The sequence below is a fragment of the Vibrio sp. KUL70 genome (assembly GCF_059725515.1).
Genome location: NZ_AP045835.1, coordinates 373,039 through 397,607 on the forward strand (window position 1 = coordinate 373,039; position 24,569 = coordinate 397,607).

25 protein-coding genes are annotated in these 24,569 nt (G+C 44.6%); 8 read left to right on the forward strand and 17 right to left on the reverse strand.

From position 1 onward, the window contains the following. Positions 1 to 23: 23 nt before the first annotated feature. Together phnX and AC6I7V_RS15725 are read left to right on the forward strand one after the other, a co-directional pair. Entirely contained in the window at positions 24 to 842 is an 819-nt protein-coding gene (gene phnX, locus AC6I7V_RS15720) for a phosphonoacetaldehyde hydrolase (protein WP_498012220.1), read from the forward strand. Between the two features lie 405 nt (positions 843 to 1,247). After that, the gene (locus AC6I7V_RS15725) at positions 1,248 to 2,318 is read left to right on the forward strand and encodes an OmpA family protein (RefSeq protein WP_498012221.1); all 1,071 of its coding nucleotides are present in this window, start codon (positions 1,248 to 1,250) and stop codon (positions 2,316 to 2,318) included. A gap of 89 nt (positions 2,319 to 2,407) precedes the next feature. On the opposite strand, the gene AC6I7V_RS15730 is transcribed toward AC6I7V_RS15725, so the two are convergent. After that, positions 2,408 to 2,806 carry an OsmC family protein gene (locus AC6I7V_RS15730; protein ID WP_498012222.1) on the reverse strand — a complete coding sequence of 133 codons (399 nt, stop codon included), beginning with the start codon at positions 2,804 to 2,806 and terminating at the stop codon, positions 2,408 to 2,410. A 219-nt stretch (positions 2,807 to 3,025) separates the two neighbouring features. Here AC6I7V_RS15730 and msrB point away from each other — a divergent pair, with 219 nt between their 5' ends. After that, on the forward strand, positions 3,026 to 4,168 hold the full coding sequence (gene msrB / locus AC6I7V_RS15735; RefSeq protein ID WP_255232522.1) for a peptide-methionine (R)-S-oxide reductase MsrB: 1,143 nt from the start codon (positions 3,026 to 3,028) through the stop codon (positions 4,166 to 4,168). A gap of 64 nt (positions 4,169 to 4,232) precedes the next feature. Here the strand turns inward: msrB and AC6I7V_RS15740 are convergent, their stop codons facing one another. Together AC6I7V_RS15740 and AC6I7V_RS15745 are read right to left on the reverse strand one after the other, a co-directional pair. After that, the gene (locus AC6I7V_RS15740) at positions 4,233 to 5,600 is read right to left on the reverse strand and encodes a TrkH family potassium uptake protein (protein WP_261883918.1); all 1,368 of its coding nucleotides are present in this window, start codon (positions 5,598 to 5,600) and stop codon (positions 4,233 to 4,235) included. Positions 5,601 to 5,608: 8 nt separating this feature from the next. After that, the gene (locus AC6I7V_RS15745) at positions 5,609 to 6,268 is read right to left on the reverse strand and encodes a potassium channel family protein (RefSeq protein WP_498012223.1); all 660 of its coding nucleotides are present in this window, start codon (positions 6,266 to 6,268) and stop codon (positions 5,609 to 5,611) included. Positions 6,269 to 6,535: 267 nt separating this feature from the next. On the opposite strand from AC6I7V_RS15745, the gene AC6I7V_RS15750 reads away from it, so the two are divergent. Beyond that, positions 6,536 to 7,651: a mechanosensitive ion channel family protein gene (locus tag AC6I7V_RS15750; protein ID WP_255232519.1), complete on the forward strand. Its 1,116-nt coding sequence runs from the start codon at positions 6,536 to 6,538 to the stop codon at positions 7,649 to 7,651. Positions 7,652 to 7,841: 190 nt separating this feature from the next. Here the strand turns inward: AC6I7V_RS15750 and aroG are convergent, their stop codons facing one another. Further along, the gene (gene aroG / locus AC6I7V_RS15755) at positions 7,842 to 8,894 is read right to left on the reverse strand and encodes a 3-deoxy-7-phosphoheptulonate synthase AroG (protein ID WP_255232518.1); all 1,053 of its coding nucleotides are present in this window, start codon (positions 8,892 to 8,894) and stop codon (positions 7,842 to 7,844) included. Positions 8,895 to 9,355: 461 nt separating this feature from the next. Continuing rightward, positions 9,356 to 10,393 (reverse strand): helix-turn-helix domain-containing protein, encoded by a 1,038-nt coding sequence (locus AC6I7V_RS15760; protein ID WP_498012224.1) that lies wholly within the window; start codon positions 10,391 to 10,393, stop codon positions 9,356 to 9,358. Between the two features lie 187 nt (positions 10,394 to 10,580). On the opposite strand from AC6I7V_RS15760, the gene AC6I7V_RS15765 reads away from it, so the two are divergent. Then, positions 10,581 to 10,916 (forward strand): DUF805 domain-containing protein, encoded by a 336-nt coding sequence (locus AC6I7V_RS15765; RefSeq protein WP_498012225.1) that lies wholly within the window; start codon positions 10,581 to 10,583, stop codon positions 10,914 to 10,916. Further along, positions 10,913 to 11,413 (forward strand): hypothetical protein, encoded by a 501-nt coding sequence (locus AC6I7V_RS15770; protein ID WP_498012226.1) that lies wholly within the window; start codon positions 10,913 to 10,915, stop codon positions 11,411 to 11,413. The genes AC6I7V_RS15765 and AC6I7V_RS15770 overlap by 4 nt, the downstream gene beginning before the upstream one ends. 774 nt (positions 11,414 to 12,187) lie before the next feature. Here AC6I7V_RS15770 and AC6I7V_RS15775 read toward each other — a convergent pair. The 8 genes from AC6I7V_RS15775 to AC6I7V_RS15810 form a co-directional block, all read right to left on the reverse strand. Next, positions 12,188 to 12,925 carry an SDR family NAD(P)-dependent oxidoreductase gene (locus AC6I7V_RS15775; RefSeq protein ID WP_498012227.1) on the reverse strand — a complete coding sequence of 246 codons (738 nt, stop codon included), beginning with the start codon at positions 12,923 to 12,925 and terminating at the stop codon, positions 12,188 to 12,190. A gap of 176 nt (positions 12,926 to 13,101) precedes the next feature. Beyond that, positions 13,102 to 13,335 carry a hypothetical protein gene (locus AC6I7V_RS15780; protein WP_255232513.1) on the reverse strand — a complete coding sequence of 78 codons (234 nt, stop codon included), beginning with the start codon at positions 13,333 to 13,335 and terminating at the stop codon, positions 13,102 to 13,104. A 41-nt stretch (positions 13,336 to 13,376) separates the two neighbouring features. Further along, complete coding sequence (locus AC6I7V_RS15785; protein WP_372064675.1) at positions 13,377 to 13,592, reverse strand: DUF3820 family protein; 216 nt, start codon at positions 13,590 to 13,592, stop codon at positions 13,377 to 13,379. Positions 13,593 to 13,726: 134 nt separating this feature from the next. Further along, positions 13,727 to 14,077 carry a helix-turn-helix domain-containing protein gene (locus tag AC6I7V_RS15790; RefSeq protein WP_255232511.1) on the reverse strand — a complete coding sequence of 117 codons (351 nt, stop codon included), beginning with the start codon at positions 14,075 to 14,077 and terminating at the stop codon, positions 13,727 to 13,729. Between the two features lie 249 nt (positions 14,078 to 14,326). Further along, positions 14,327 to 15,250, reverse strand: coding sequence for a heme o synthase (cyoE, locus tag AC6I7V_RS15795; RefSeq protein ID WP_255232510.1), 924 nt, complete (start codon positions 15,248 to 15,250; stop codon positions 14,327 to 14,329). Next, a complete protein-coding gene (locus AC6I7V_RS15800) occupies positions 15,243 to 16,292 on the reverse strand; it encodes a COX15/CtaA family protein (protein ID WP_498012228.1) in 1,050 nt (349 codons plus the stop codon). Before AC6I7V_RS15800 ends, cyoE begins: the two co-directional genes overlap by 8 nt. Positions 16,293 to 16,344: 52 nt before the next feature. Further along, positions 16,345 to 16,917: a redox-active disulfide-containing membrane protein gene (locus tag AC6I7V_RS15805; RefSeq protein WP_498012229.1), complete on the reverse strand. Its 573-nt coding sequence runs from the start codon at positions 16,915 to 16,917 to the stop codon at positions 16,345 to 16,347. Then, positions 16,907 to 17,770 carry an SURF1 family protein gene (locus AC6I7V_RS15810; protein ID WP_498012230.1) on the reverse strand — a complete coding sequence of 288 codons (864 nt, stop codon included), beginning with the start codon at positions 17,768 to 17,770 and terminating at the stop codon, positions 16,907 to 16,909. Before AC6I7V_RS15810 ends, AC6I7V_RS15805 begins: the two co-directional genes overlap by 11 nt. Between AC6I7V_RS15810 and AC6I7V_RS15815 the strand changes: the two genes are divergently transcribed. Continuing rightward, positions 17,769 to 17,999 (forward strand): DUF2909 domain-containing protein, encoded by a 231-nt coding sequence (locus AC6I7V_RS15815; protein ID WP_498012231.1) that lies wholly within the window; start codon positions 17,769 to 17,771, stop codon positions 17,997 to 17,999. The two genes, AC6I7V_RS15810 and AC6I7V_RS15815, sit on opposite strands and share 2 nt — an antisense overlap. Before the next feature lie 26 nt (positions 18,000 to 18,025). Here AC6I7V_RS15815 and AC6I7V_RS15820 read toward each other — a convergent pair whose 3' ends face one another. The 4 genes from AC6I7V_RS15820 to coxB are packed head-to-tail and all read right to left on the reverse strand — an operon-like array spanning position 18,026 to position 22,381. Further along, positions 18,026 to 18,910 carry a cytochrome c oxidase subunit 3 gene (locus tag AC6I7V_RS15820; protein ID WP_498012232.1) on the reverse strand — a complete coding sequence of 295 codons (885 nt, stop codon included), beginning with the start codon at positions 18,908 to 18,910 and terminating at the stop codon, positions 18,026 to 18,028. Positions 18,911 to 18,949: 39 nt separating this feature from the next. Beyond that, on the reverse strand, positions 18,950 to 19,555 hold the full coding sequence (locus tag AC6I7V_RS15825) for a cytochrome c oxidase assembly protein (RefSeq protein WP_261883932.1): 606 nt from the start codon (positions 19,553 to 19,555) through the stop codon (positions 18,950 to 18,952). A 7-nt stretch (positions 19,556 to 19,562) separates the two neighbouring features. Further along, the gene (ctaD, locus tag AC6I7V_RS15830; protein ID WP_150868644.1) at positions 19,563 to 21,209 is read right to left on the reverse strand and encodes a cytochrome c oxidase subunit I; all 1,647 of its coding nucleotides are present in this window, start codon (positions 21,207 to 21,209) and stop codon (positions 19,563 to 19,565) included. Further along, a complete protein-coding gene (coxB, locus tag AC6I7V_RS15835; RefSeq protein ID WP_476756274.1) occupies positions 21,206 to 22,381 on the reverse strand; it encodes a cytochrome c oxidase subunit II in 1,176 nt (391 codons plus the stop codon). The genes ctaD and coxB overlap by 4 nt, the downstream gene beginning before the upstream one ends. A 436-nt stretch (positions 22,382 to 22,817) precedes the next feature. On the opposite strand from coxB, the gene AC6I7V_RS15840 reads away from it, so the two are divergent. Then, complete coding sequence (locus tag AC6I7V_RS15840; protein ID WP_255232777.1) at positions 22,818 to 24,524, forward strand: phospho-sugar mutase; 1,707 nt, start codon at positions 22,818 to 22,820, stop codon at positions 24,522 to 24,524. The last annotated feature ends 45 nt before the right edge of the window (positions 24,525 to 24,569 follow it).

Genomic DNA, 24,569 nt, shown 5'->3' on the forward strand with positions numbered 1-24,569 from the left:
AGGCTCATTAAGGACAGACTATCATGACCAAACCATCCGTAATCCAAGCAGTAATTTTTGACTGGGCTGGCACTATCGTAGACTTCGGCTCATTCGCTCCAACCAGCATTTTTGTAGAAGCGTTCAAACAAGGCTTTGATTTTCATATTTCGCTTGAGGAAGCTCGTGAACCTATGGGACTCGGTAAATGGGACCACATTCAAGCTGTGGGTCAATTACCTTCTGTGAAGGCTCGCTGGAATGAACAGTTCGGTAGAGAGATGAGCTCAGAAGATATTGATGCTATATATGCGGCATTCATGCCGTTACAGAAAGCGAAAGTTGCCGACCACGCCGAGCCGATCTTAAATGCCATCGAAGTGGTTAATAACTTGAAATCGCGAGGCGTGAAAATTGGCTCATGTTCTGGTTACCCGCGCCAAGTGATGGACGTCCTTATCCCAGTAGCAGCCGATTATGGCTATCATCCGGACTGTGTGGTTGCCACTGATGACCTTCCACAAGGTGGGCGCCCTGCACCATTCATGGCACTCAAAAATGTGATTGACCTTGGTGTGACCAATGTTGCCGCGTGTATCAAAGTCGATGATGCCGCCCCGGGGATAGACGAGGGCCACAATGCAGGCATGTGGACTATTGGCCTTCTTTTATCCGGAAATGAAGCAGGCCTAACCTTTGAAGAGTACCAACAAGCAGATGAAGCAACGCTTGATGCTGCTCGTAGTAAAGCAAAACTAAAACTCGGCAAGTCTAGACCACATTATCTCATTGACACGATTGCCGATCTTCCGAACGTTATCGAACATATTGAAGCTCGAATCTTACGTGGAGAGCGCCCTTAGTTCTGTCTTGCGAAAACCATCCGTTGCATATTCGCCAACACATTCCCGAAGTCAATTTTTTGGCTTCGGGAATGTTCATTTTATAAGCATGAAGTGGCGCAAGCTTTTGAACTCTTTTTGAGAATAAAATTTGTAAAATCAAAACCTTGAGCTATATCTTTATGAGTAACGAACTATTTATTATCGATACCTTAACAATTACAAATTAGTTAAATGCATAATTTTTAACAATTTTGTTGACTCTCATGTGCAATAAGATTAACAATAGATTTACCGCTCATATAGATAGATTCCAACTGGATCAGCGCCTCCAGTTTTCGTCTGCAAGCAGTGTGTCACAAACAGTCGATGACGATTTAATGGCAGATTCAGGTAAGAATAAAAATCAATCACAAGGATAATATTATGAAAAGACTGTCAAAAATTATGTGTGCACTTATCGCAACCTCTGGTCTTGCGGCAGCACCGTCAGTATTGGCGAACACGACATATGTGGGCGCTAAGATTGGTTCTGGTTGGCTAAACAATGCATGTGTCTCAGGCGCACAATGTGATGATAGTGTTGTTGGCTGGGGTATCTACTCTGGTTACAAATTTTCTGAGAAATGGGGTGTTGAACTAGACTCCAACATGATCGGCGATTTTAAAACAAGCTTCGCAGGACCTGGCTCTACAGCCGTAGAATTTAGTGACCCGATGATCGCCATTGCGCTGTCGCCAACCTACCGCATCCCAGTTGAACAATCGTTTGATATCTTTGCGAAAGTTGGTCCAGCTTACATCTCACACGGTGGTGAAACTGATTTCGTCCTTTCAGCAGGTATCGGTATTGAGAAAGAGTTCGTTAACGACCTTGCAATTCGCCTCGAATATCAATACTTCGATGGCTTCGATGACAAATATATCCAAGACGTCAACGCTAACCTGTTAACCGTGGGCCTAAGCTATAACTTTGGCACAGGCAATACCACTGCAGCAGGTCTACCTGTTGTGGCTGCCGCTGTAACGCAAGCGCCTTCTGAGCCAATCGTTGAAGAAGTGGTAGTAGAAGAGAAGACAACTGTTGTTGTAACAAAAGAGCAAACAGAGAGCTTCTCTCAAGAGATGTTCGCGACTAACAGCACTGAGCTATCAGCAGACGGTAAAGCGGCGCTTGGTCCTCTAATTGCAGTACTGCAAGCTCACCCAGAATCTAATGTCGAAATTGTTGGTCACACTGACTCAACAGGCGCAGCAGAGTACAACATGATGGTATCGAAGAAACGTGCCGCATCAGTTGCCGCGTACTTCGAAGAGCAAGGCATTGACGCTAGCCGTATCACAGCGACAGGTGAAGGTGAAGAAAACCCTGTAGCATCAAACGACACTGCGGAAGGTCGTGCCATGAACCGACGTGTAGAAGCGACTATCCCTGCCTTTGAATACACTGAAGAAGTTCAGGTTGAAGAAGTAATTGTTGAAGAAGCAGCTCAATAGTTTTTCGCTATACAGCTTAACGTCACTGACGTAATCACTCTTTAAATCGAAGGCCATGTATCTCAGATACATGGCCTTTCTTTTTATTGTTAGACGATTTCCCAGCTGTGGGTCATTTCAACGCCCGCACCCAACATCAAACAAACTGAGCAGTATTTTTCTAATGAATCTGCACATACTTTAGCAACAAGCTCTTCATCTAAGTTGTCACCAGACACTTCAAAGTGAATGTTGATTGCAGTAAAGATCTTTGGCGCGGTTTCACGACGCTCTGTCGAAAGCTTTGCGTTGCAGCCTGTAATCGCTTGTCCTGCTTCTTTAAGGCCATCGACTACGTCAACAGAGCTACACCCCCCAGCCGCCATTAATACCATTTCCATTGGGCTAGGCGCCGTTGCACCCCCGCTTCCATCCATAACAATCGAATGCCCTGATTGAGATTGACCTAAAAACTTAAAGCCTTCTACCCATTTAACTTCTGCGTTCATGTTTTTCCTTAAGCGAGCGACAAGCACTCATCATGGTTATAAAACTATATAGGCGTCACCCTACTACTGGTCGTTTCGAAGAGCAAGTTGCGCTGTACCAACATGACCAACTTAACCTTCGAAGTATTTTTTTAATCAATAATGTAATTTTTTTCATCAAAGTCCTGTCTCTATACGTACATTCAGCAACGAATGAACAAACGTCAAGATGAGGTATCTATGAAGAAATTATCTAAAATATTGGTTTCACTCGTGGTCGCACTGCCACTGATTTCGTTACTTGTTAGCCAAACAGGCACAGCCAATACAATGGATAAATCGGCACACTCAGGTAAAACCGAAGTGGCGACTTTAGCTGGGGGGTGCTTTTGGTGTACTGAGTCTGATCTTGAAAAGCTTGATGGCGTGATCGATGTTGTCTCGGGTTATTCAGGTGGTAAGCTAGAAAACCCAACATACAAGCAAGTCGCGTCAGGAAAGACTAAACACATCGAGGTTATCAAAGTCGTTTATGACCCGAGTGTGGTTAACTACGAGCAAGTGCTCGATCAGTTTTTTCGTCATATCGACCCAACCGACGACAAAGGCTCGTTTGTAGACCGAGGTCCCCAATACCGTCCAGCCGTGTTCTATCATAACGCTAAGCAGAAAGAGATCGCCCAAAACTTCATGAATGAAATAGAAGAAGCAAACCTCTTTGGTGCTCCTCTAAAAACTGAGTTAATTGAGTTTAAGAAGTTCTGGCCGGCGGAAGATTATCATCAAGATTACTATAAGAAGAGCAAGGTTCGTTACAACTACTATCGCTATGCCTCTGGTCGTGATCAGTACTTAGACAAAATCTTTGGTGATGATCGCCAAGAAAGTCCGCAGACAATTCGTCAACTCTTAGATGGTAAAAAGCAAGCTGCAAACGTGAAAGTTTACACTAAGCCTTCACAATCCGAGATCAAACAGAAGCTGACTTCACTTCAATACAACGTGACTCAAAAAGATGCAACGGAGCGCCCTTTCGATAACGAATATTGGGATAACAAAGAAGCAGGTATCTACGTTGATATCGTGACTGGTGAGCCGCTTTTCTCATCGAAAGACAAATATAAGTCAGGGACAGGTTGGCCTAGTTTTACACAACCGATCAATGATAACTACATTGTGACAACAACCGATTACAAACTGATTTATCCACGTACTGAAGTGCGCAGCCGTTTTGGTGATTCCCACCTTGGTCATGTGTTTAAAGATGGTCCAAAACCAACAGGGTTGCGTTACTGTATGAATTCTGCAGCTATGCGATTCATTCCAGTCGAGAAACTGGTTGAAGAGGGATACGAGGATTATCTAGAGTTGTTTGAAGGCTAAACGCGAAAGTCAGACCAAAGCCAGCTTAGGTTACCATCAAGCTGGCTTTATCATTTCTATCTAACTAGCCCGTCAATACTGTATCTTCTGGATATTTTACCAACGAAGGTTCTGGTCTCGCCAACATGTAAGCCAGAGTTAAAGGCCCTATTCTGCCAATAATCATGACGACCACCATGATGTATTTACCCGGTTCTGATAAGTTCGCTGTTAGCCCTGCGGTTAGACCAACAGTCGCAAAGGCTGAAATCACTTCAAACACGACACGGTCAAATGGGGCTTTCTCCGTCAGCATCAACAAAAACATCGCGGTTGTTAACATGGCTCCACTGACCACTATGATGGCTAGAGATTTTGTGACCGCTTGCCACGACACGGTTCGTTTAAACATTACGACATGCTTTTTCTGGCGTAAAAAACTCCACGTAGCCACAAAAGCCACTGCGAATGTTGAGACCTTAATCCCTCCCCCTGTTGAGGTTGAACCGGCACCGATTAGCATTAAAACGATCATAACGAGCAAAGCGGGATGCGTATAATGTGTAAGATCAACACTATTAAACCCTGCAGTACGAGCACTAGCTGATTGAAAAAACGCGGCTAACCATTGACCATTTGTAGTGAGTCCTTGCATCGTTTCACTGTTGTTTCGCTCTAACAACCAGAACAATAGAGTTCCAACTAAAAGCAGTGTCGGCGTTGCTGTTAACATGATTTTGGTATGTAGGTGCAAGTGATTGAAACCGCGACGCCAATTTGTCGCTAAATCACCGACCACAGTAAATCCCAACCCTCCAAAAATAAACAACCCTGCCAGAGTGAAAATTACCAACGGATCATCAACGAACGTCATCATGCTATCTGAAAAGAGCGCAAAGCCGGCGTTATTAAAAGCCGAGATTGCATGAAACAAAGCGTAAAAACTCCCAGTCTCCCACCCGTATTCAGGAACCCACCGAAAACAGAGCAGAGTAAAACCGATAAATTCAGCGATTAACGCAAACGCAATGATCTTTTTAACCAAGTCTCTCAGGTTAACTCGCCTGTCTTGCCCTAATGCCTCTTTCGCGAGCGCTTGCTGCTTCAAACTCAGCCGCACTCCAAACATATATAGGAGTACCGCAGATAAGGTCATTTGCCCAAGGCCACCTACCTGCATTAGAAACATTAATAGGACTTTACCCGCCAAGGTAAAGTGGGTCCCAGTATCCACAACCCCCAAACCGGTTACGCTTATGGCAGAGGTCGCAGTAAATAGGGCATCAGTGAAAGAAAGACCCGTAACCGAAAATACGGGCAAAGTGAGAAGAATCGCAGAAGGAACAAGAACTCCAAGAAAACTGGTGAGGATGATCTTTGGTTCAGATCCTTTCTTTGGCTTGTTGTCTGGCTTTAAGGTGTAGAATAGCCCCTTTCTTTGAACTGAGTACATAGGTCGCCTTATGAGAGTGATTTAATTCGATTCGCCAATAACTCTTTAGGACCAGCAATAATCACTACATCACCAATCTCCAAACTGATGTCCAACTCTGGCGCTTTAACCAAGTTGGGACCACGTTTGAAGCCCAGTACATGCACATCACTCTGCTGACACAGTTTAAGATCAGAAAGGGGTCGCCCAAGAAGATTATGCCCTATCACAATTTCAGTCAGTGCAAGTTCACTGCCTAAGTCGATAAACTCTAACACGCGTCTATCAAGCATCTTTCTCGCGACTCGGATACCCATATCGCGCTCGGGAAGAATGATATGATCCGCTCCGATCTTGGATAGAATTTTAGCGTGAAACTTATCGTTCGCCTTCACCCATACCGCTTTAGAACCGGCCTCTTTGACAACCAATGTGGTAAGAATGCTCGCATTCACATCAGAACCGATTGAAACCATGACCATATCGTACTCATCTAATCGTAGCTCCTTAACGGTCTGTTCACTGGTGCAGTTCGCGACAATGCCTTGAGATACAAAGCAGGCTGCTTCTTTAACCCGCTCTTCGTTAATATCCACCGCTAACACCTGCGCCCCAGAACTTTGAAGTTCTTTGCATACCGAGAGTCCAAAACGACCCAATCCAATCACAGCAAACTGTCTATCTGTCATAATTTCCTCTATCCTCACAGCCTGAGGCTAAGTAACAACTCTTCAATAGTCTCGTGAATAACTAAAAATATTCATCATTCCGCTTAGAAGTTTCCTAATCTCTTGATTTTAAAGGTAGAGAACAAATTCAATTTCTGCTAATTTCAGGCCCATTATTTTTCTGTCATAGCACACAATTGCATAAAGCTCCCCAAACGTAGTTATTTCATATCTTTTAGGGACAACACTTGCTATGACGTCAGCGTTATCATCGAGTGAATTCAAAACATGAACGAATTAATTCAACAAGTTCAGACCTACGTAAATGCAAACCATCATGAATGGAGTAGCAGTGTCTTATTTATCACTATTGCTAGCTTTTTTGCATGGGCTGCCTGGCGAATCCTTCACGGTCGATTGGAAGTATTAACCAAGAAAACCTCTTTCTACTGGGATGATTTATTGCTTGATGCATTGAAAACACCAGTCAGTACCTTGCTTTGGTGCTGGCCGGGCACGGTTTCTCTTGGGCTGATTCTCCAAGGAGAGTTCGGTGGTGAGATCAACTGGCTTAGAACCCTCAAGCACATATTACTTATCTGTACCTTCGTTTGGTTCACGCTCCGAATGATCACTAACAGTGAGGATTACATCCTCGCTCAGAATAAACGTGACGAGACAACCGTTCAGGCTGTAGCCAAAGTATTCCGGCTTTTCTTTATGGTGATGGGAGCACTCACCATCATGCAGAGCTTTGGTCTAAGCCTTTCTGGTCTGCTTACTTTTGGTGGTGTGGGTGGCTTAATCGTCGGTTTGGCTGCCAAAGATCTACTTTCAAACTTCTTTGGTGGCATGATGATCTACTTCGACCGCCCATTCAAAGTGGGTGATTGGATTCGCTCTCCAGACCGTAAAATCGAAGGAACAGTAGAGCGTATTGGTTGGCGTATGACCATCATCAGAACCTTCAGTAAACGACCAATCTATGTTCCAAACTCAGTATTCAGTAATATTGTGGTAGAAAACCCATCGCGAATGCTCAATCGTCGTATCAATGAAACGATCGGACTGCGTTATGAAGATGCGGATAAAATGCAGTCGATTGTAGATGAAGTGAAAACAATGCTAGAGAACCATCCAGATATTGATTCGAATCAGACGCTGATCGTTAACTTCGATAAGTTTGGTGCTTCATCCCTTAATTTCTTTATTTATACCTTCACAAAAACGGTCAACTGGATTCGTTTCCATGAGGTAAAACAGGATGTGTTACTGAAAGTGCTTGAGATAGTGCACGCTCATCAAGCTGATGTCGCGTTCCCAACACAAACCATTCATCTTCAGCAAGGTAATTCGTTACTACCAGAGCAAGCGGCCTCAATCACACCAGAGGGCAGCCTTTAAAAATCACGAGAGCCATACATGATGTATGGCTCAACACTATCTGAATCTCTTTACAACTTCTGAACGCTAAATGTCAGATACGTTTTAGTGATTCGCTCTCCATAAGAAAAGAGTCGCTCGAACTCTTCTCTTCGAAACAAAAAAACCTTGCTGCAGAACAACAAGGTTTTTATTCATCAGTTACGCTAAATTACTGGTTGCGACGACTTTCGACAGCATCCGCCAACTGACGTAGAACCGTTTCAGTGTCTTCCCAACCGATACATGCATCAGTGATTGATTGACCGTAAGTCTCAACCTTACCATCAACAAGATCTTGACGCCCTTCAACTAAGTGTGACTCAATCATTACACCGAAGACAGCTTTATCACCACCAGCGATTTGTGCACTCACGTCGTCTGAAACGTTCAATTGACGTTTAAACTGTTTAGAACTGTTTGCGTGGCTAAAATCAATCATTACTTTTTGTGGCAAGCCTGATGCTTCAAGCTCTTGTTTGATCTTAGCAACGTGCTCTGCACTGTAGTTTGGCTCTTTACCGCCACGCAAAATAATATGACAGTCTGGGTTACCAGCCGTTTCTACGATCGCAGAGTGGCCGTACTTAGTTACTGACAAGAAGTGGTGAGACGAGCTCGCCGAGCGAATTGCATCCGTTGCAATTTTAATGTTGCCATCCGTACCATTCTTAAAACCCACTGGGCAAGAAAGACCTGAAGCCAGCTCACGGTGTACCTGAGATTCCGTAGTACGAGCGCCAATAGCACCCCAGCTGATCAAATCCGCAACGTATTGTGGGGTGATCATATCTAAGAACTCACTAGCCGTTGGCATACCCATGTCGGTTAGATCGAGCAGTAGTTTGCGCCCCATACGTAAGCCATCGTTTAGCTTGAATGTATCATCCATGTACGGGTCGTTGATTAGACCTTTCCAACCTACAGTAGTACGTGGCTTCTCAAAGTAAACACGCATTACGATTTCTAGACGATCGCCTAGTTCATCACGCAGCACTTTCAAACGCTTACCATACTCAAGTGCAGCTTCTGGATCGTGAATAGAACACGGACCGACGATCACCAGCAGGCGGTCATCTTTGTCTTCCAAAATATTGTGAATCGCTTTACGGCTTTCAAAAGTTGTAGAAGAAGCAACTTCTGTCGCAGGGAACTTCTCTAGTACTGCAACAGGGGGTAATAACTCTTTTACTCTATTAATTCGTACATCATCTGTTTGAAACATTGCTTACTTCTTCCTATTTCTATCCTTGAGCTGAGAGTGCTTATTGTTTGTACAATTTTCACTTCAGCGCTTATCGTCTTGTTCCCTGTAACTTATCTAGGAAAAACGAGAGTTTCAATCACTAATTTAAAATAAACGCAATTTTTTTTGTGTTTTACATAAAAAACACTTCGTAAAATAAAATTTACATCAAATAAAATCATCAAATTTACAAACAGTTAGGGTCATATTGGCTTTATTTTTTCGCGTTTCAAATAAAAAAACAGCTGACATTTTGCCTGCTGTTTTACGCTTTACATTCTGTTCCGAAGCTTACAACACAGCCCCGCCCCTTAATTTTCAATGACAAACAGAGCTCCAATAGGTCTTTAAGTACCTCATTTGAGACGTGAGGCGCAGTACACAGAATACGTCTCACGCCTTTAGCTCACTTTTGGAACGTTCCAAATTAGCGAACCTTACTAGAGCGTTGAAGCTGTACGTTTACGGTATTCGCTTGGAGTCATTCCCACGACTCTTGAAAACTCGCGATTAAAGTTAGATTTGGTCTGAAAACCTGAGTTCATAAATATTTGTGTAATAGTATCTTGTGATGTATCCAAGGAGAGCTTGGCATGCTCTATGCGATACTCATTTATGATCTTAGAAATGTTCTTTTCATGTACCTGATTAACGGCAATTGAGATTTGTTTTGCTGGTATACCTAACTTTCGTGTTAGTTTTGAAAGGGTTAGATCCGGGTCTAAGTAAAGTTTGTCTTCTCGGATTTTGGAGTCTAGTAGAGAAGTGATCTCTTGCGCCCTCTCACTGGTCATTACTTGAGAACTATTTGTCTCGTCATTAGAGCTGATTTGTTTAGATTTTGACTCTTCTGGAACGGGTGTATTAATACCCACGACAACCACAGCTATCGATAACACGGGTAGAAGAATCAAATGTGCCGCAGTAAGGATATACAGTGAAAATCCACCTTGATTAAAAGTAAAATCCAACGACATAAGCGTGTCCACACACGCTGAAAATATCAGCATCCATCCCGCAATATTCTCTGCTTTCTTTACTCCTTCCCAGTTCCCTAGCGAGACATTAATCAGTGCTGTTTCTTTTAACGAAAAGCGAATTAGTGCAACTCCATAGAAAGCGTAAATTAGAGTAAGTAGAGCATCTAGTGGAAGTACCAACCAAGATTGGGATACAGCGCTAATAACAACGAACAATGGCGCGACAAAATGCTTAATAGGCAAAATACCTAAATCACGATTGGCATGTGCGAACGCATACCACGCTGCAACAGGAATTATAGAGGCCAGAATAGGTTGCGCGACGGCGAAAATGCCGAGTCCAAACGTCCAACGTAAACCAACCATTGAGGTTGTCAAAGCGCATAGTCCTAAAAAAATGCTAGCGACTTTGGCCTGCTGAGAAAGCTGGCTATAGAGTGATATCGCGAGTAATCCAAGTAACATGGAAACAACAAACGGTACGGGGATAGCAAGCATAGCAAGTCCTAGATTGATAAATGAGTTCTCACCTTTAGTAAGATCAAGGATAACTCGATGAAATGTAATTGAAAATGCAACATAGACCAAAATAGGTTTAAGAACGACCTAAAACCTGTTTTGAGACGAATACACCACTTGTTCCGAGGCAAAATATCATCGTCAATCAAACATTGAGGTGATATTTATGAATTACTACTTTTTAGCTTGGAAGCGAAGTTTAGACTTTTCTGGTTGTTCGTCGCGCAAAGAATGTTGGATGTTTCTTTTAATACACACATTGGTATCGATAGGATGCATTGCGGCAGATATAGCTTTGAATATGACAACATGGTTCGACACGATTTATAGCGTTATAAGCTTCATCCCTATGCTTTCAGTCATTATTCGCAGGCTGCACGACATCAACAAACCCGGTTATTGGGTTCTGGTCTTTTTCATACCGATAATAGGACCGTTTTGGTTAATATATTTATTAACTCAAACGACCAATACTTTCGTCGACGGGGAGAATTTGGCATGAAGAACGGAATCATTCTACCTATTCTTTTATCGGTTTTTGTTTCTACATATAGCTGGGCCGAAACTCTATCTCCCACAGGCGGTTTGGGGACTCTGTCGGTCGATAAAATGACTCAAGGACAACTCCTTTGGCTTAAGGGTCGAGTTGGAGACGCAATCTACTCATTTACTCGTCAGGATGGAAAGGCTTGTACTTTAAAGGTACCAATTGCTGTGGGTCGTATCTCTGAGTCAAATTTTGGTATCAGTGAAACTGAAGGTCTAAACATCGTTGTTATGAGCCAACGCCTTAATAACGCTCTTCTTCAGGGAAAGCGAATAAGTAGTGAAGAGTGGCATTTCACCACTAAAGCGTATAGTGAAGACATCGATGGATTCATTGTCAATGGAATCAGCTCAGAAGAGGGGTTCGTTTTAAACTCCAAGCGAAGGTGGATTTCTTGGTTTCTAGGAGACAGCCAAAACCTTGATTGTCACTCATCTAGCTCGAGTCACTAAAAGAAATGGGGGCAGATTTAGCGCTCTGACAAACGGCTTTGTCATCTTGCTGGCTGCCTTTAGTTGGTTGATGAAGGTAACACCCTTAATGGCCCATCTTCGACCAGTTGATGGTGTTTTAGGGCTTAACAACATTGTCTAGCCCCTCAATTTTAGTGCCAGTCAGAGCTTCAACTGGCCTCCAAGCTCCCCGCTCGGGAAGCTTTATTTGTCGAAAAAAAACAATACAGCTGGATTCGGGAAGTACGGCATAATTCACACATGAGTCTAATTTCTTTGGCTTAATTTTGGACATAAACGCGCTAGATTAATGATCTCTAGAGTGCTTATCAGAGATTAGATAAAGTATCTTGAAACCTTAAACACTTGTATGAATAAGACGCTTACAACTCACATGTTAATATATGATAGTGGGCGCTCAGGACGCTGTGATGACTTACCACAAAGCTTACACTTAAAGACTTCTTCATATTTTATATAGCCAACAGATAACATTATCTGGGGTGGGAATGCAGCCTTTCCAATCACAGTTCAATTAGCAATCAATACGTTAATGAGAGGTATTGGACATTAGATTGCAAAATAACGCATAGTTTTTTAACAGCTTACTCCGACACTCCCTCGGATAACTACAGGTAAGGCAAACGTACAATCACAGATTGTGAGTGAATTTTCGCGCTGAGAAGGAATGGCGCATTTTCGTGTTTCATGCCCCGTCAGCGAGACGTTGGAAGATTAACCGACTTATCTTAAGCCCTAAACGCTCGTAGGCCATCATGCCAGCGATAACCCGCCATCAACGACCAAGGTGTGACCGACGATGTAACTGGCTTTATCTGATAATAGAAACTCAATGGCATTGACGATTTCTTCAACGTCCCCAAATCGATTGATTGGTACTAATTCAGAAACATCCGCACGGATGTTAGCGTTTTCGAGTTGCTTTTCTTCCCATCGGGGAGTCCACGTCACACCGGGAGCAACCGCATTGATTCGAATTCCAGACTTGATGCTCTCTAGGGCTACAGATCTCGTTAACCCTTCAAGTGCATGTTTCGCAGCACTGTACATTGACGCATTAGGTGTTGGTCTAAGACCGTTGACAGAACTTACATTTACGATGGATGCTCCTGCTTCCATTAGTTTCAGTTCAGACCTTAAACACAAAGCTTGGCATAAAAAGTCCACATGAAGTGTTTCTTTGAGAAGTTGAACATCGACTTGAGGTAGGAAACCCCTAGAGACAAGAGCTGGTGAAGCGTTATTGACTGCTACATCTAACTTTCCGTATTGAGCTTCAATGTAGGCAAATAAATCATTTAATTGTTGCTCATCTGCAATATCAACCGACTGGTAATCAACTGAATCTAGCTCCGGATGCTTTTGCACGACATCAAGCCAAACATCCTTAGAGCGCGAACACGTGATAACTTTGTATCCCTGCTCCACCAGTCGAATGACTGAATACAAACCGATACCTTTTGAGCCTCCGGTGACCAGTGCAATTTTCATTTTAGGACTCCTTTCCTATTTAGGTGCGTTGACGCTGTGCCGCAAACATTTATGCGAATTAAAACCAGAAGTTCAAGTAATAGCGACGTCGCTTCTTTGTGGCGACCCACATTGCATTGTTAAGAGACATCGCATAGAGATACGAAGCACAAGTCGCTCCGTAATAGTGATTTCGATTAACGCCCAGTCTTCTTCGCAAGTTGTTGCATTGCCTCGGCAAACGTTGTTGTTCTGCCTTTTGCTTGAACCTGCACTACCTTAAATCCCATTTTTTCTAAGGCTCGGCGCTCTGACAAAACGGCTTTGTCATCTTGTTGGCTACCTTTAGCCGGTTGATGAAGGTAACACCCTTCTAGTGGGCCATCTTCAACCAGTTGATGGTGTTTTAGCGCTTCAATATCTAGATTCATAGTCAATCTTTCATATATCAATGATGAGTTTGCGCAACAGGTTACATGCGCTTTAAGGGCTTAACAACACTGTCTAGCCCCTCAATTTTGAGTGCCAGACAGAGCTTCAACAGGTCTCCAAGCTCCCCATTCGGGAAGCCTTTTTTGTCGAACCACAACAAATACTCTTCAGGTAAATCAATGAGTACACGTCCTGCGTACTTCCCAAATGGCATCTGTACCCGCGCCAGTTTCACCAGGTTCTCTTTGTCTAACATGCTTTCTCTTGTTTAGGGTTGATTCTTATTCTGCAGAGTAACACCTAAACGTTCCACTCAGTAGCAAATGGTGCCACCAAGGGAGTCAATTAATATCGATTACGCTTGTCACGAATTTACAATCCGTGTCTAAGTTAACTTGGCTTTACGGTATGTGCATATTCTACAACGACTTGATTCCCTTCTATGTAAGCGTTTTGGATCTCACCATCAACACTCATTCGGCTTTGTAAGTAGATGATTTTAGGCCCGTCACTGCCCTCTTTGAGTGATGGCAAAATATTCTTAGGTTCAAGGTGCAACAAACGACAAAACTGGCTTACAAAAGACATCGTTAGTGGGGTTTCACCTCTTAGGACTCGTGAGAAAGCGAGTTGATTCATGCCCAGCTTTTTTGAAAACTCCATTTGGGTAAGACGCATACGCGACTTCTGTGACATCCAAGTTTGATAAAGCGCGTCTCTATCTAGGTCGGTAAATTCCATTAGGTTCCCTTTGTATAATTCAGACCTATTAATTGTGCGATTTTCTATAAAAATAATGTCAACGTAAGGTTAGTGAAAACCAAAGGTTTGGTTGTGTTATGAACCCAATTTTGTACTAATTTGGGTAGGTAATAGAACCATAACCTCAATTCAAAGGTTACGTAGACACCCACTGTGTATTCACACCGGATGTATCAGTGTTATTGGTAAACATTAAGCGTTGAAGCAATGTTGTTTAACCATTGGCACTTACAACAAATAGTGGTCAAGCAGTAACGCGGCAAACAACACCATTAGGTGATAGATAGAGAATTTGAAGGTTTGCATCGCGCTCGCGGCATTGCTGCGATACTTCAGAACCCAAGCGTGGTAAACAAAACCGCCATTGAGCACTAAAGATGCACTGAGGTATATCCAACTACTCATGCCCACCAACACAGGGAGAATACACACCACGCTAAGTAAAAGCGTGTAGAGAAGGATTGATGTCTTGGTGTACTCAATGCCATGAGTAACCGGCAACATCGGGATATTTACCTTAGCGTACTCATCTCTACGGTGAATCGCCAACGCCCAAAAGTGAGGCGGTGTCCAAATAAAGATAATCATCACCAACAGCCAAGCATGAGAGTGCAGCTCGTTAGTGACAGCCGTCCAACCGAGCAAAGGTGGCATAGCTCCAGCAATACCAGCGATAACAATATTTTGAGGCGTCGCGCGCTTGAGATACATAGTGTAAACCACCGCGTAACCTAACAAGCTTGCAAAGGTTAACCATGCTGTGAGTGCGTTCACCCACACAGCTAAAGCAACAAAGCCAATAACACCGATCGACGCTGCAAACATAAATACACGAGCACTGCTTAGCTCTCCTGAAGGTAGTGGTCTTCGACTTGTCCGGCTCATCTGCCCATCAATTCTTCGGTCGATCAAATGATTGAATGCCGCAGCGGACCCAGCCATTAACCCGATGCCGAGCATCCCGACCACAGTTTGTTGAAACGGTAGGCCGTTGGGTACAGCAAGGCACATCCCAACTAACGCCGTAAGTAGCATCAATGCGACAACCTTAGGCTTAGTCAAAGTAAGATAGACTCTCCATGCTGCTTTTTCTCGTGTAGCTGTGTTAGACGATGGTACAAATTGATTATGAGTATCCGTTCTACTAGCCATGCTTGCCTCCGCCTAATGCGCTTCCCTTCAATAAAAAGTCTCTTGTCTGGCGCTGCCAAACCAAAAAGTTGGTCACGACCAATGTAACCAGCAATAGCGCCGCGACCAGATTGTGCATTACTGCCACTGAGATAGGTAAATGGAACCAGACGTTACTGATACCGAGCCCCACCTGACATAACAGTACAAATGCTAAAATAACGCCGAGCTTTCTTTGTCCATGCCCCGCTTGAGACCAGAGCTGATAAACCGTAATTAACACCACTAATACCGCGGCCATAGCGCCAAATCGGTGCATGACATGTATGGTCAAGCGAGCTGGGTATTCCAATACACCAAACTCGTAGTTGTCGTGCCCGCTTTGCCAAAGGTCAAACGCCTTATCAAAGTCTAAATAAGCCAGCCAGTTACCTTCACAAATTGGCAGTTGCGTACACACTAATGCTGCGTAGTTTGATGAAGTCCAGCCTCCTAGTAAGATCTGTCCGACCACAACCACAAGGCTGATGCTCGCCCAAAACCTCAACCACAATGATTTAAATGGTGCGAACCCCTGCCCTATGTTGTTTAAACGGCAATACAACAAGCTGAGCAAAGATAAAAGCGTGAAGCCTCCCATCAAATGCGCCATTACGACGACTGGCATTAGCTTTAGTGTCACCGTCCACATCCCAAGCAGAGCTTGAAAGATAACGGTAGCGGCAATAAGCAACGGCAATCCTATCGGGGTTAAGCGCTTAGAGACACTCCAAGCAACGATTGCAAAAATAAACAGCCCAAGCGTTCCGGCAAAGTAACGATGTACCATCTCAATCCATGCTTTATCCGCTTCTAAAGCTCGTTCTGGGTAGGACAAATTAGCATTCGCGACCGCCGACTCACCCGATGGAACGACAAGCTTGCCATAACAACCCGGCCAATCTGGGCAACCTAGTCCTGCATCAGACAAACGGGTATATGCGCCCAACACAATCACGATGAGCGTTAGAATCAGGCTCACTTTAACCAGTAACAGCAATGATCTAGGGGTTGAATTCATCATCAATACCGATCTCCCTGTCCGTTGTGAAACAACTCGCTACTCTTATAGAAACTCACCCGACCCGAGACAGCTTCAGTAGCTTTCTCAAATCATGAATTAGGCCTTTTGACTGAGGTACTAGCTCTTCTGACTGAGCAACACTCTCATACACCATGACGAGCTGCCCCAGAGGGTCGATGACAACAATAGAAGCTTCACCAAGCCTATTAGTAAGCTGTTGATTGCTAATCACTTGTGTGAAAGCCTCTTGGTCAACCGTATTGTTGCCTTCATAACTCATAGCGAAGATCACTGGCGTCACACGTTCACGATTTTTACCCAAGGCTAAATAGCTCTGTTTAATGTAATGAAGCTGCTGCTCGCATAGTTGGTTGCAATTTTGAGGGGCGACATAGCCAATCAGCCAGCCCTGATTTGGATCTTCAAAATCTATAGAGAAATCACTGAGCGTCACTCTAGGTTCAATAAGTAAACCAGTGTTGGTTGCCCCTTCGTTGTACCAGTGTTGGTCTAAAACGGTTTTCGCAATAATGGCTGGCAAAGCAAAAATAATCACAAGCCCGACAAGTAGCCATCGTCCTTTGCGACGTCTTTTCTCAAATGCCATTTGCTCATCACTGTTCATCGTGATTCTCCCTTTTGTCGCGCTTGCTAAAAAAACGGTAACCTATGAGCAACATCAATCCCGACAATACAACCGCCATAGCAAACCACTGCACTGAATAACCAAAGTGTTTTTCCGACTTCATCGCTGTTGGCCGCCAAAGCAGTTCATAAGGCCAAGTTTCCTCCTGAAACGGTTGAAACAAAACAGGCAGAATATCTGTAGCGGTATAATCGGATATCGCTGTGATATTCAAGTTTTGAATACGCTTCGGCTTGGTCTCTTCTAAAGCCAAATCAGAACTTAGTGGGTTAGTAGAACGAACATACAAACGACCTGAAACTTGTTGAGGCATCGAAGGCAGTTCAATCACCGGAAGCTCACTACGCTTTTTGCCAGCTTTGACAAACCCTAAATCTACTAACATGTGCTTTGGCTCAGCGAACCCAACGACAGGCATTAACTGATACAAGATGTATCCAACACTGCCTTGATGCGTTTGATTATCCAGTAAGAACATCAACCCGTGATCTTCAGCAAAGTTCACCGTTACTTTGGTACCATTCAGCATTTTTAAGTATTCACTGCCTTCAGCTTTACTGCTTAAAGCCGTTGTAGAAGCAGCATCACGCTCAATACTACTTGCCCAACCTTCCCAGTCCATTAACACAGAAACCAGTGGCTTACTTGGCTGAGTTGCTCTCATTGCCAAGTGTTGTTCCAGCTGCTGCTTCTCCAACCCACGCTCTCTTTGCCATAACCCCAACTTGATTAATAAGCTGACAGAAACCAAAGTTAAAAGAGCAACCACCCACACGCCGATATTTCGACGTTGATTGTTTTGATGATTTGCTTCGTTAGGGGTTAACACCATGGTTTCATCGACATCCGTAATCTTGTTTAAAGTCCTTCTGGTCGCCCTTCTGTTTGTTATTGCTTTCAACCTGATGAAAGCGTTATTTCAGTTTTCATCGAGCAAACACAATGGCAAACAGCTGAGTCATTTCCTTGGGCGACGTGTGTTTTTTTCTGCCATTGTGGTGGTCCTATTACTACTCGCGATGGCGACTGGCTTTATTACGCCTAATCCGCGCCCTTACTAATTGCTCCAATGCCATTTTTAGAGCAATCACAACACGTAAACGAAGATAAATAGACCTAACCAAACCACATCTACAAAGTGCCAATACCAACTTCCCGCTTGGAAGGCAAAGTGGTCTTTAGGCGTAAAATGATCTTTGGCTACACGCCCTAATAACACGATCAAAAAGATGGTTCCTAAACAGACATGCAATCCATGAAAACCAGTTAGTAAAAAGAAAGTGTTACCGTAGATGCCTGATTGCAAAGTCAAATTCATCTCTTGGTAGGCGTGGATATATTCTTCTGCTTGAAAGAAAAGAAAGAAGCCTGCGAGCACTATCGTAATTTCCAACCAAACCGTTAGCGCCATACGTTGGTTCTTTTCAAGGCTGAGATGCGCCATGTGCAGTGTCACGGACGAGAGCAATAAGATGACGGTATTTTTCAGTGGTAACCCCTGCCAAGACATCGCTTGCGTAGTGACACCATCTGGCGTTGTAGTTAGTGGCCACATCGATTGGAACATCGGCCACAACACCTCATGTGTCATTTCATTATTCCCAGCACCACCTAGCCAAGGGACAGAGATCATTCGTGCATAGAAAAGTGCGCCAAAGAAGGCACCGAAAAACATAACTTCAGAAAAAATAAACCAGCTCATACCTTGTCGGAAAGAACGGGAAATTTGCTCGGAATAGAGGCCGCTTAACGACTCGGTAATCACATTACTGAACCACCCTGCCAACATGTATAGCAGCACCGCAAAGCCAAGTACCAAAATCACTTTGCCAAATACTCCACCCACTGCGTCAGTTCCCATATTTTGCACCGTTAAGCCTGAGCCCAACGCAACAAGAAACAGAGCGACAGCGCCAACTAACGGCCAGTGACTCTGATGCGGAACAAAGTAGATTTCCTTTTTAGAACTCATTGCTCAACTCCTTTTGTTGATACAGGTTCTTGCGACGGCTCAGTTTTTCGCGACTACATCCTGCTCTGATGACGTCCCATTAGTAATGTTAAATAAGGTATAAGAGAGTGTGAGTGTGTGAATAGAATCTGGGATATTAGGCTCGATATAGAATATCAGCCCCATCTCGGTACTCTGCTTAGCGTTCAGCGGTTGCTGATTAAAGCAAAAACACTCCATTTTATTAAAATAAGTTGCACCATTGCCCGGAGACACCGACGGCACCGCTTGACCAACCAAATTCAGCCCAGACATATTGGTGGCGATGTAGTTAGTCTGAATGACTTCGCCAGGGTGAACATCAAGCACTCGCTTCTCTGGCTCAAATTGCCACGGCATATCCGGCTTTATGTGCGACATAAACTCTACCCTTACAGTGCGACTGTAATCGGGCTGCATACCTTGAGGCTGAACTGCAGACACAGTATTAGTCTTGCCATTGATACCCAAAGCTTCACACATCACGTCGTACAGAGGCACCAAAGCAAACCCAAAGCCAAACATACCAATCACACTCAATACCAAATAGGCCGTCAGTTTCTTGGTTGACCGCTTGGTAGTGTTATTTTGAGCTTGTGTATGTTCGTTTCGCGATTGTTTGTTCATACTCACCTCAATCCACTTTCGGTGGGTGTGTAAAGGTATGATGCGGTGCCGGACTTGGGACAGTCCACTCTAACCCTTCCGCTCTCTCCCAAGGTTTGCTCTCTGCTGGTTCTCCACCTTTGATGCATTTGATGACCAGCCATAGGAAAATCAATTGCGATAAACCGAAAGCAAAACCACCAATCGATACCACCTGATTCACATCAGCAAACTGAATCGCATAGTCAGGAATACGACGTGGCATCCCTGCTAAACCAAGGAAATGCATTGGGAAGAACAGAACATTCACGGAAATAACCGACGTCCAGAAGTGCCACAAACTCAATTTGTGGTCATACATGTTGCCCGTCCATTTGGGCAGCCAATAGTACGCTGCCGCCATGATGGAGAACACCGCGCCAGTCACCAGAACATAATGAAAGTGCGCGACCACAAAGTAGGTATCGTGATATTGGAAGTCTGCCGGAACAATCGCCAGCATCAATCCAGAGAAGCCACCGATGGTGAAGAGCACTATAAAAGCGATAGCAAACAGCATCGGGGTTTCAAAGGTCAGCGCCCCTCGCCACATGGTCGCTACCCAGTTAAAGACCTTCACACCTGTGGGCACCGCAATCAGCATAGTGCAATACATAAAGAACAGCTCGGCGAAGACTGGCATCCCGGTAGTGAACATATGGTGCGCCCATACCAAGAAAGACAAGATTGCAATACTGCACGTTGCATAAACCATTGAGTGGTAGCCAAATAAACGCTTACCACTGAAAGCCGGAATAATCGCTGAAACGATACCAAACGATGGCAAGATCATGATGTACACCTCTGGGTGCCCAAAGAACCAGAAGATGTGTTGGAACATCACAGGGTCTCCCCCACCAGCCGCATCAAAGAAGCTCGTCCCGAAGTACTTATCGGTTAGCACCATAGTTACTGCGCCTGCAAGTACCGGCATCACCGCTATTAACAAAAACGCAGTAATCAACCATGTCCAAACGAACATTGGCAGCTTGAACCATGTCATACCCGGCGCTCGCATATTGACGATGGTAACAATGACGTTGATAGCGCCCATGATCGAGCTGATACCCATGATATGGACGGAGAAAACAAACAGCGCCGTACTATCAGGCCCATAAGTTGTCGATAGAGGCGCATAGAAAGTCCAACCAAAGCTTGGGCCACCACCTTCAGTAAACAATGATCCAATTAAAATGAGGAAAGCAAAAGGAAGGATCCAAAAACTGAGATTGTTCATACGAGGCAGAGCCATATCTGGCGCACCGATCATCATCGGGATCATCCAGTTAGCAAGACCAGTAAATGCGGGCATAACAGCACCAAACACCATGATCAACCCATGTACGGTTGTCATCTGATTGAAAAAATCAGGCTCGACCAGCTGCAGCCCAGGCTGAAACAGTTCGGCCCGGATGACCATGGCCATCGCGCCCCCCGTCAGGAACATCGCAAAACTGAACCATAGATAGAGTGTGCCTATGTCTTTGTGGTTAGTAGAATAGAGCCAGCGAGCCCAGCCCTTAGGCGCTTCGTGATGGTCATGCTCAGGCACGTCGATTAGGTCATCAGCAGTATGACTGGCCGCTAAATCTTCAGCCGGAGCAGACTTCACCGGCTTGTTAATTGGTGAACTCATATCGCCTCCTTGCTATTCGGCGTTGCATTCGAGTTGGTGGCTGCATCCTCACCCCCACCTTCAACTTGCTGCTTGTAAGTGTTGATGTCTGATGCTTGAACAACATCACCCGTATCGTTACCCCATGCATTTCTTTGGTAGGTAATCACAGCGGCGATCTCTTTTTCTGTGAGTTGGTTGTCAAAAGCCTGCATCGCGGTTCCAGAACGGCCATAGACGATAACATCGATGTGTTCCGATACATCTCCAAGTGCCACTGAACTGCCCTTAATCGCAGGGAACGCACCCGGAATCCCCTCGCCATTTGCTTGGTGACAAACAGCGCAGCGAGATGCATAAACTTTCTCACCAATCGCATTCAATTCTTCTAAAGAAAGTGACGCATCTAATGCTTCCTTCGCAGCTTGAGCCTCAGCAATCGCAAGCGCTTTCTGATCAGCCAGCCACACATCGAATTCATCTTCTTCCATGGCTTGAACTACAATCGGCATAAAGCCGTGAGCACGACCACATAACTCGGCACATTGACCACGATAAACACCGGGCTCATCTATTTTTGTCCAAGCTTCGTTGATAAAGCCCGGAATGGTGTCTTTTTTCACTGCAAATGCTGGCACCCACCAGGAGTGAATCACATCGTCCGAGGTCATTAAGAATCGGACTTTACGATTGATCGGCAGCACGAGTGGTTTGTCTACCTCGAGCAAATAGTGCGCACCTTTCGTTTCAATACCTTCTATCTCTTTGTCACTGGTCGCCAGTAAGCTGAAATACTCGACATCTTCCCCGAAATAGCTGTAGTGCCACTTCCACTGCGAACCCGTAATCTTGACTGTGAGATCCGATTGAGAGGTATCTTCCATCGCAATCAAGGTTTTAGTGGCAGGGATCGCCATTGCGATAAGGATAATGATAGGAATGATGGTCCAGATGATTTCGACTTTGGTGCTCTCGTGAAAATGCGCGGCAACGGCTCCCTTCGATTTCCTATGCCTCAATATCGAATAAAACATGACACCAAACACAACAAAAGCGATCGCACAACATATGTAGAAGATCAGCATGTGCAGCTCGTAGACTTTGCCACTGATCTCCGTTACCCCTTGCGTCATGTTGTACTCGCTCGTTGCTTGAGCAAGCGGGACCATTAGCAGTGACGCACCACTGACCATTAGCAGTACATACCTCAGAAATAATCGTTTCAAAAGATCTCTCCTCTATCCATCCGTATTGGATATGTGCGAGCTATCAAACGGCAACCGCCGCCTAAAAAATGAAAGACTTGGAAAAAACCGACAAACAACCTTTACAAGCTGGTTGCTAACACCTTTCTACGACCCGTTAACAGCCCCGAGAAAACTCGATAAAAGGTTCAAAAACAGCGAAGCTGTTACTTTTTGTTATATTTATGTAAAAGGCTAGTTATCGATACTCAAATATTCAAGGTCATATGAGTTACAAAATGCTCAATTATTTAATTTGTGCCTTAACAAATAATCGAACCTTTATCACTGTTTGCACAAGTTTTACGATTGCCTTCAAGGTAATGCGAATGAATATCAATTAGATTGATTGCAACGCCGATTTAAAACGAGAAGGTTAATGAATATGCAAGATGCCATGAACTGGTTGGCGCGAGACCCAGAGCCAAGAACTCGCGAAGAACTTCAACAACTGATTGACGAGAAGAATCACGATGAAATTGATGATCGATTCAGTCAAAGACTGGAGTTTGGTACAGCGGGGTTACGCGGCAAAGTGGGTTGCGGCCCTAACAGAATGAATCGTTTGGTGATTCAAGAAACAGCAACAGGTTTAGGCCACTACTTAGCTGACCATGTCCCGCAAGCGCTGCAGCGTGGCGTTGTTATTGGTTATGATGGACGACTGGATTCAAAGCAGTTTGCTGCCGATACTGCATCTGTTTTGTGCGCGCTTGGCTTTAAGGTTTACCTGACGAGTAAAGTAGCAGCAACGCCTATCGTCGCCTTTGGTATTGAACGTTTTGGGGCGGCAGCGGGTATCGTTGTTACCGCAAGTCACAATCCACCGGAGTACAATGGCTTCAAAGTGTACTGGGAGAATGGTGCACAAATCATCCCACCGCACGACAGTGGTATTGCTGCAGAGATCGATATCGCAGCAACCAAACCCATCCCGCTAATGAGCTTGAGTGATGCAGAGAAAGAAGAGAGGCTGGTTTGGCTAACAGAAGAGTACTACCAAGCTTATCGACAAGCTGTAAATCAAGCGTCTTTCGTCAACAAACAAGGTTCCGATCTAGAAACAGTTATCGCCTACACCGCGATGCACGGCGTCGGTGCACAAATGGCAGAAGACCTGCTCCACGACAATGGGTTCCATAGGGTCTTCAGTGTTGCTGAACAACGTGAACCGGATGGGCATTTCCCAACAGTTAACTTCCCTAACCCAGAAGAGAAAGGGGCTATGGATCTGGTTGTCCAATTAGCAGAAAGTGTCGACGCAGACATCGCTTGCGCTAACGACCCAGATGCAGACAGATTTGCCGTGGCGGTTAAGCTTCCTGACGGTGGCTACAAGATGCTGACAGGCGACCAAGTTGGTGTACTCTTCGCACACTATTTGTCAGCCAAAGCACACACGAAAACGCAACTGATTGGGAACAGTATCGTCTCTTCAACCCTGCTAGAAAAAGTCGCAAACTCGAACGGAGCAAAATACTTCCAAACCTTAACAGGCTTCAAATGGCTGACTAACGTCGGTATGCAGTTAGAAGATGAAAACAATGAATTTCTGTTTGCCTATGAAGAGGCACTTGGCTACACCATGGGGACTTTAGTCCGCGATAAGGATGGCTTGTCCGCTCTGGTAGTATTTGCTCAACTCGTTGAGGAGCTCAAATCACAAGGCAAAACCGTGTGGGATCTGCTGGCTGAGATCTACATGCAACACGGCCTTTATACTAATGCTCAGCGCAGCATTGCGCTTGACCCAACCGCCCCTTCGATTGGCTCTAAATTGAGAAGCCAGCAGCCAACCTCCATCAATGGGATTGCGATAAGAGTTATTGAAGATCTTCAATCATCTTTACGTGTTACGGTTGGTGGCGCTACGGAAGCGATCAACCTCCCTGCAAGTGATGTCCTTATTTATCACCTTGAAGATGGTTCCCGTATTATTGTTCGACCTTCAGGCACAGAACCTAAAGTGAAGGTGTACTATGAAACGGTCACTGCTTATGAGCAGGGTGAAAGCTACTCTGAAGCGATTCAACGTGGTGAGGCATATATGAGCCAGCTTATCGAACAGCATCAGAGCGAACTCAACCAATAGTGCTTTGAAGCCCGCGTTTAAAGAGAAATGCGACTCTCGGTCACT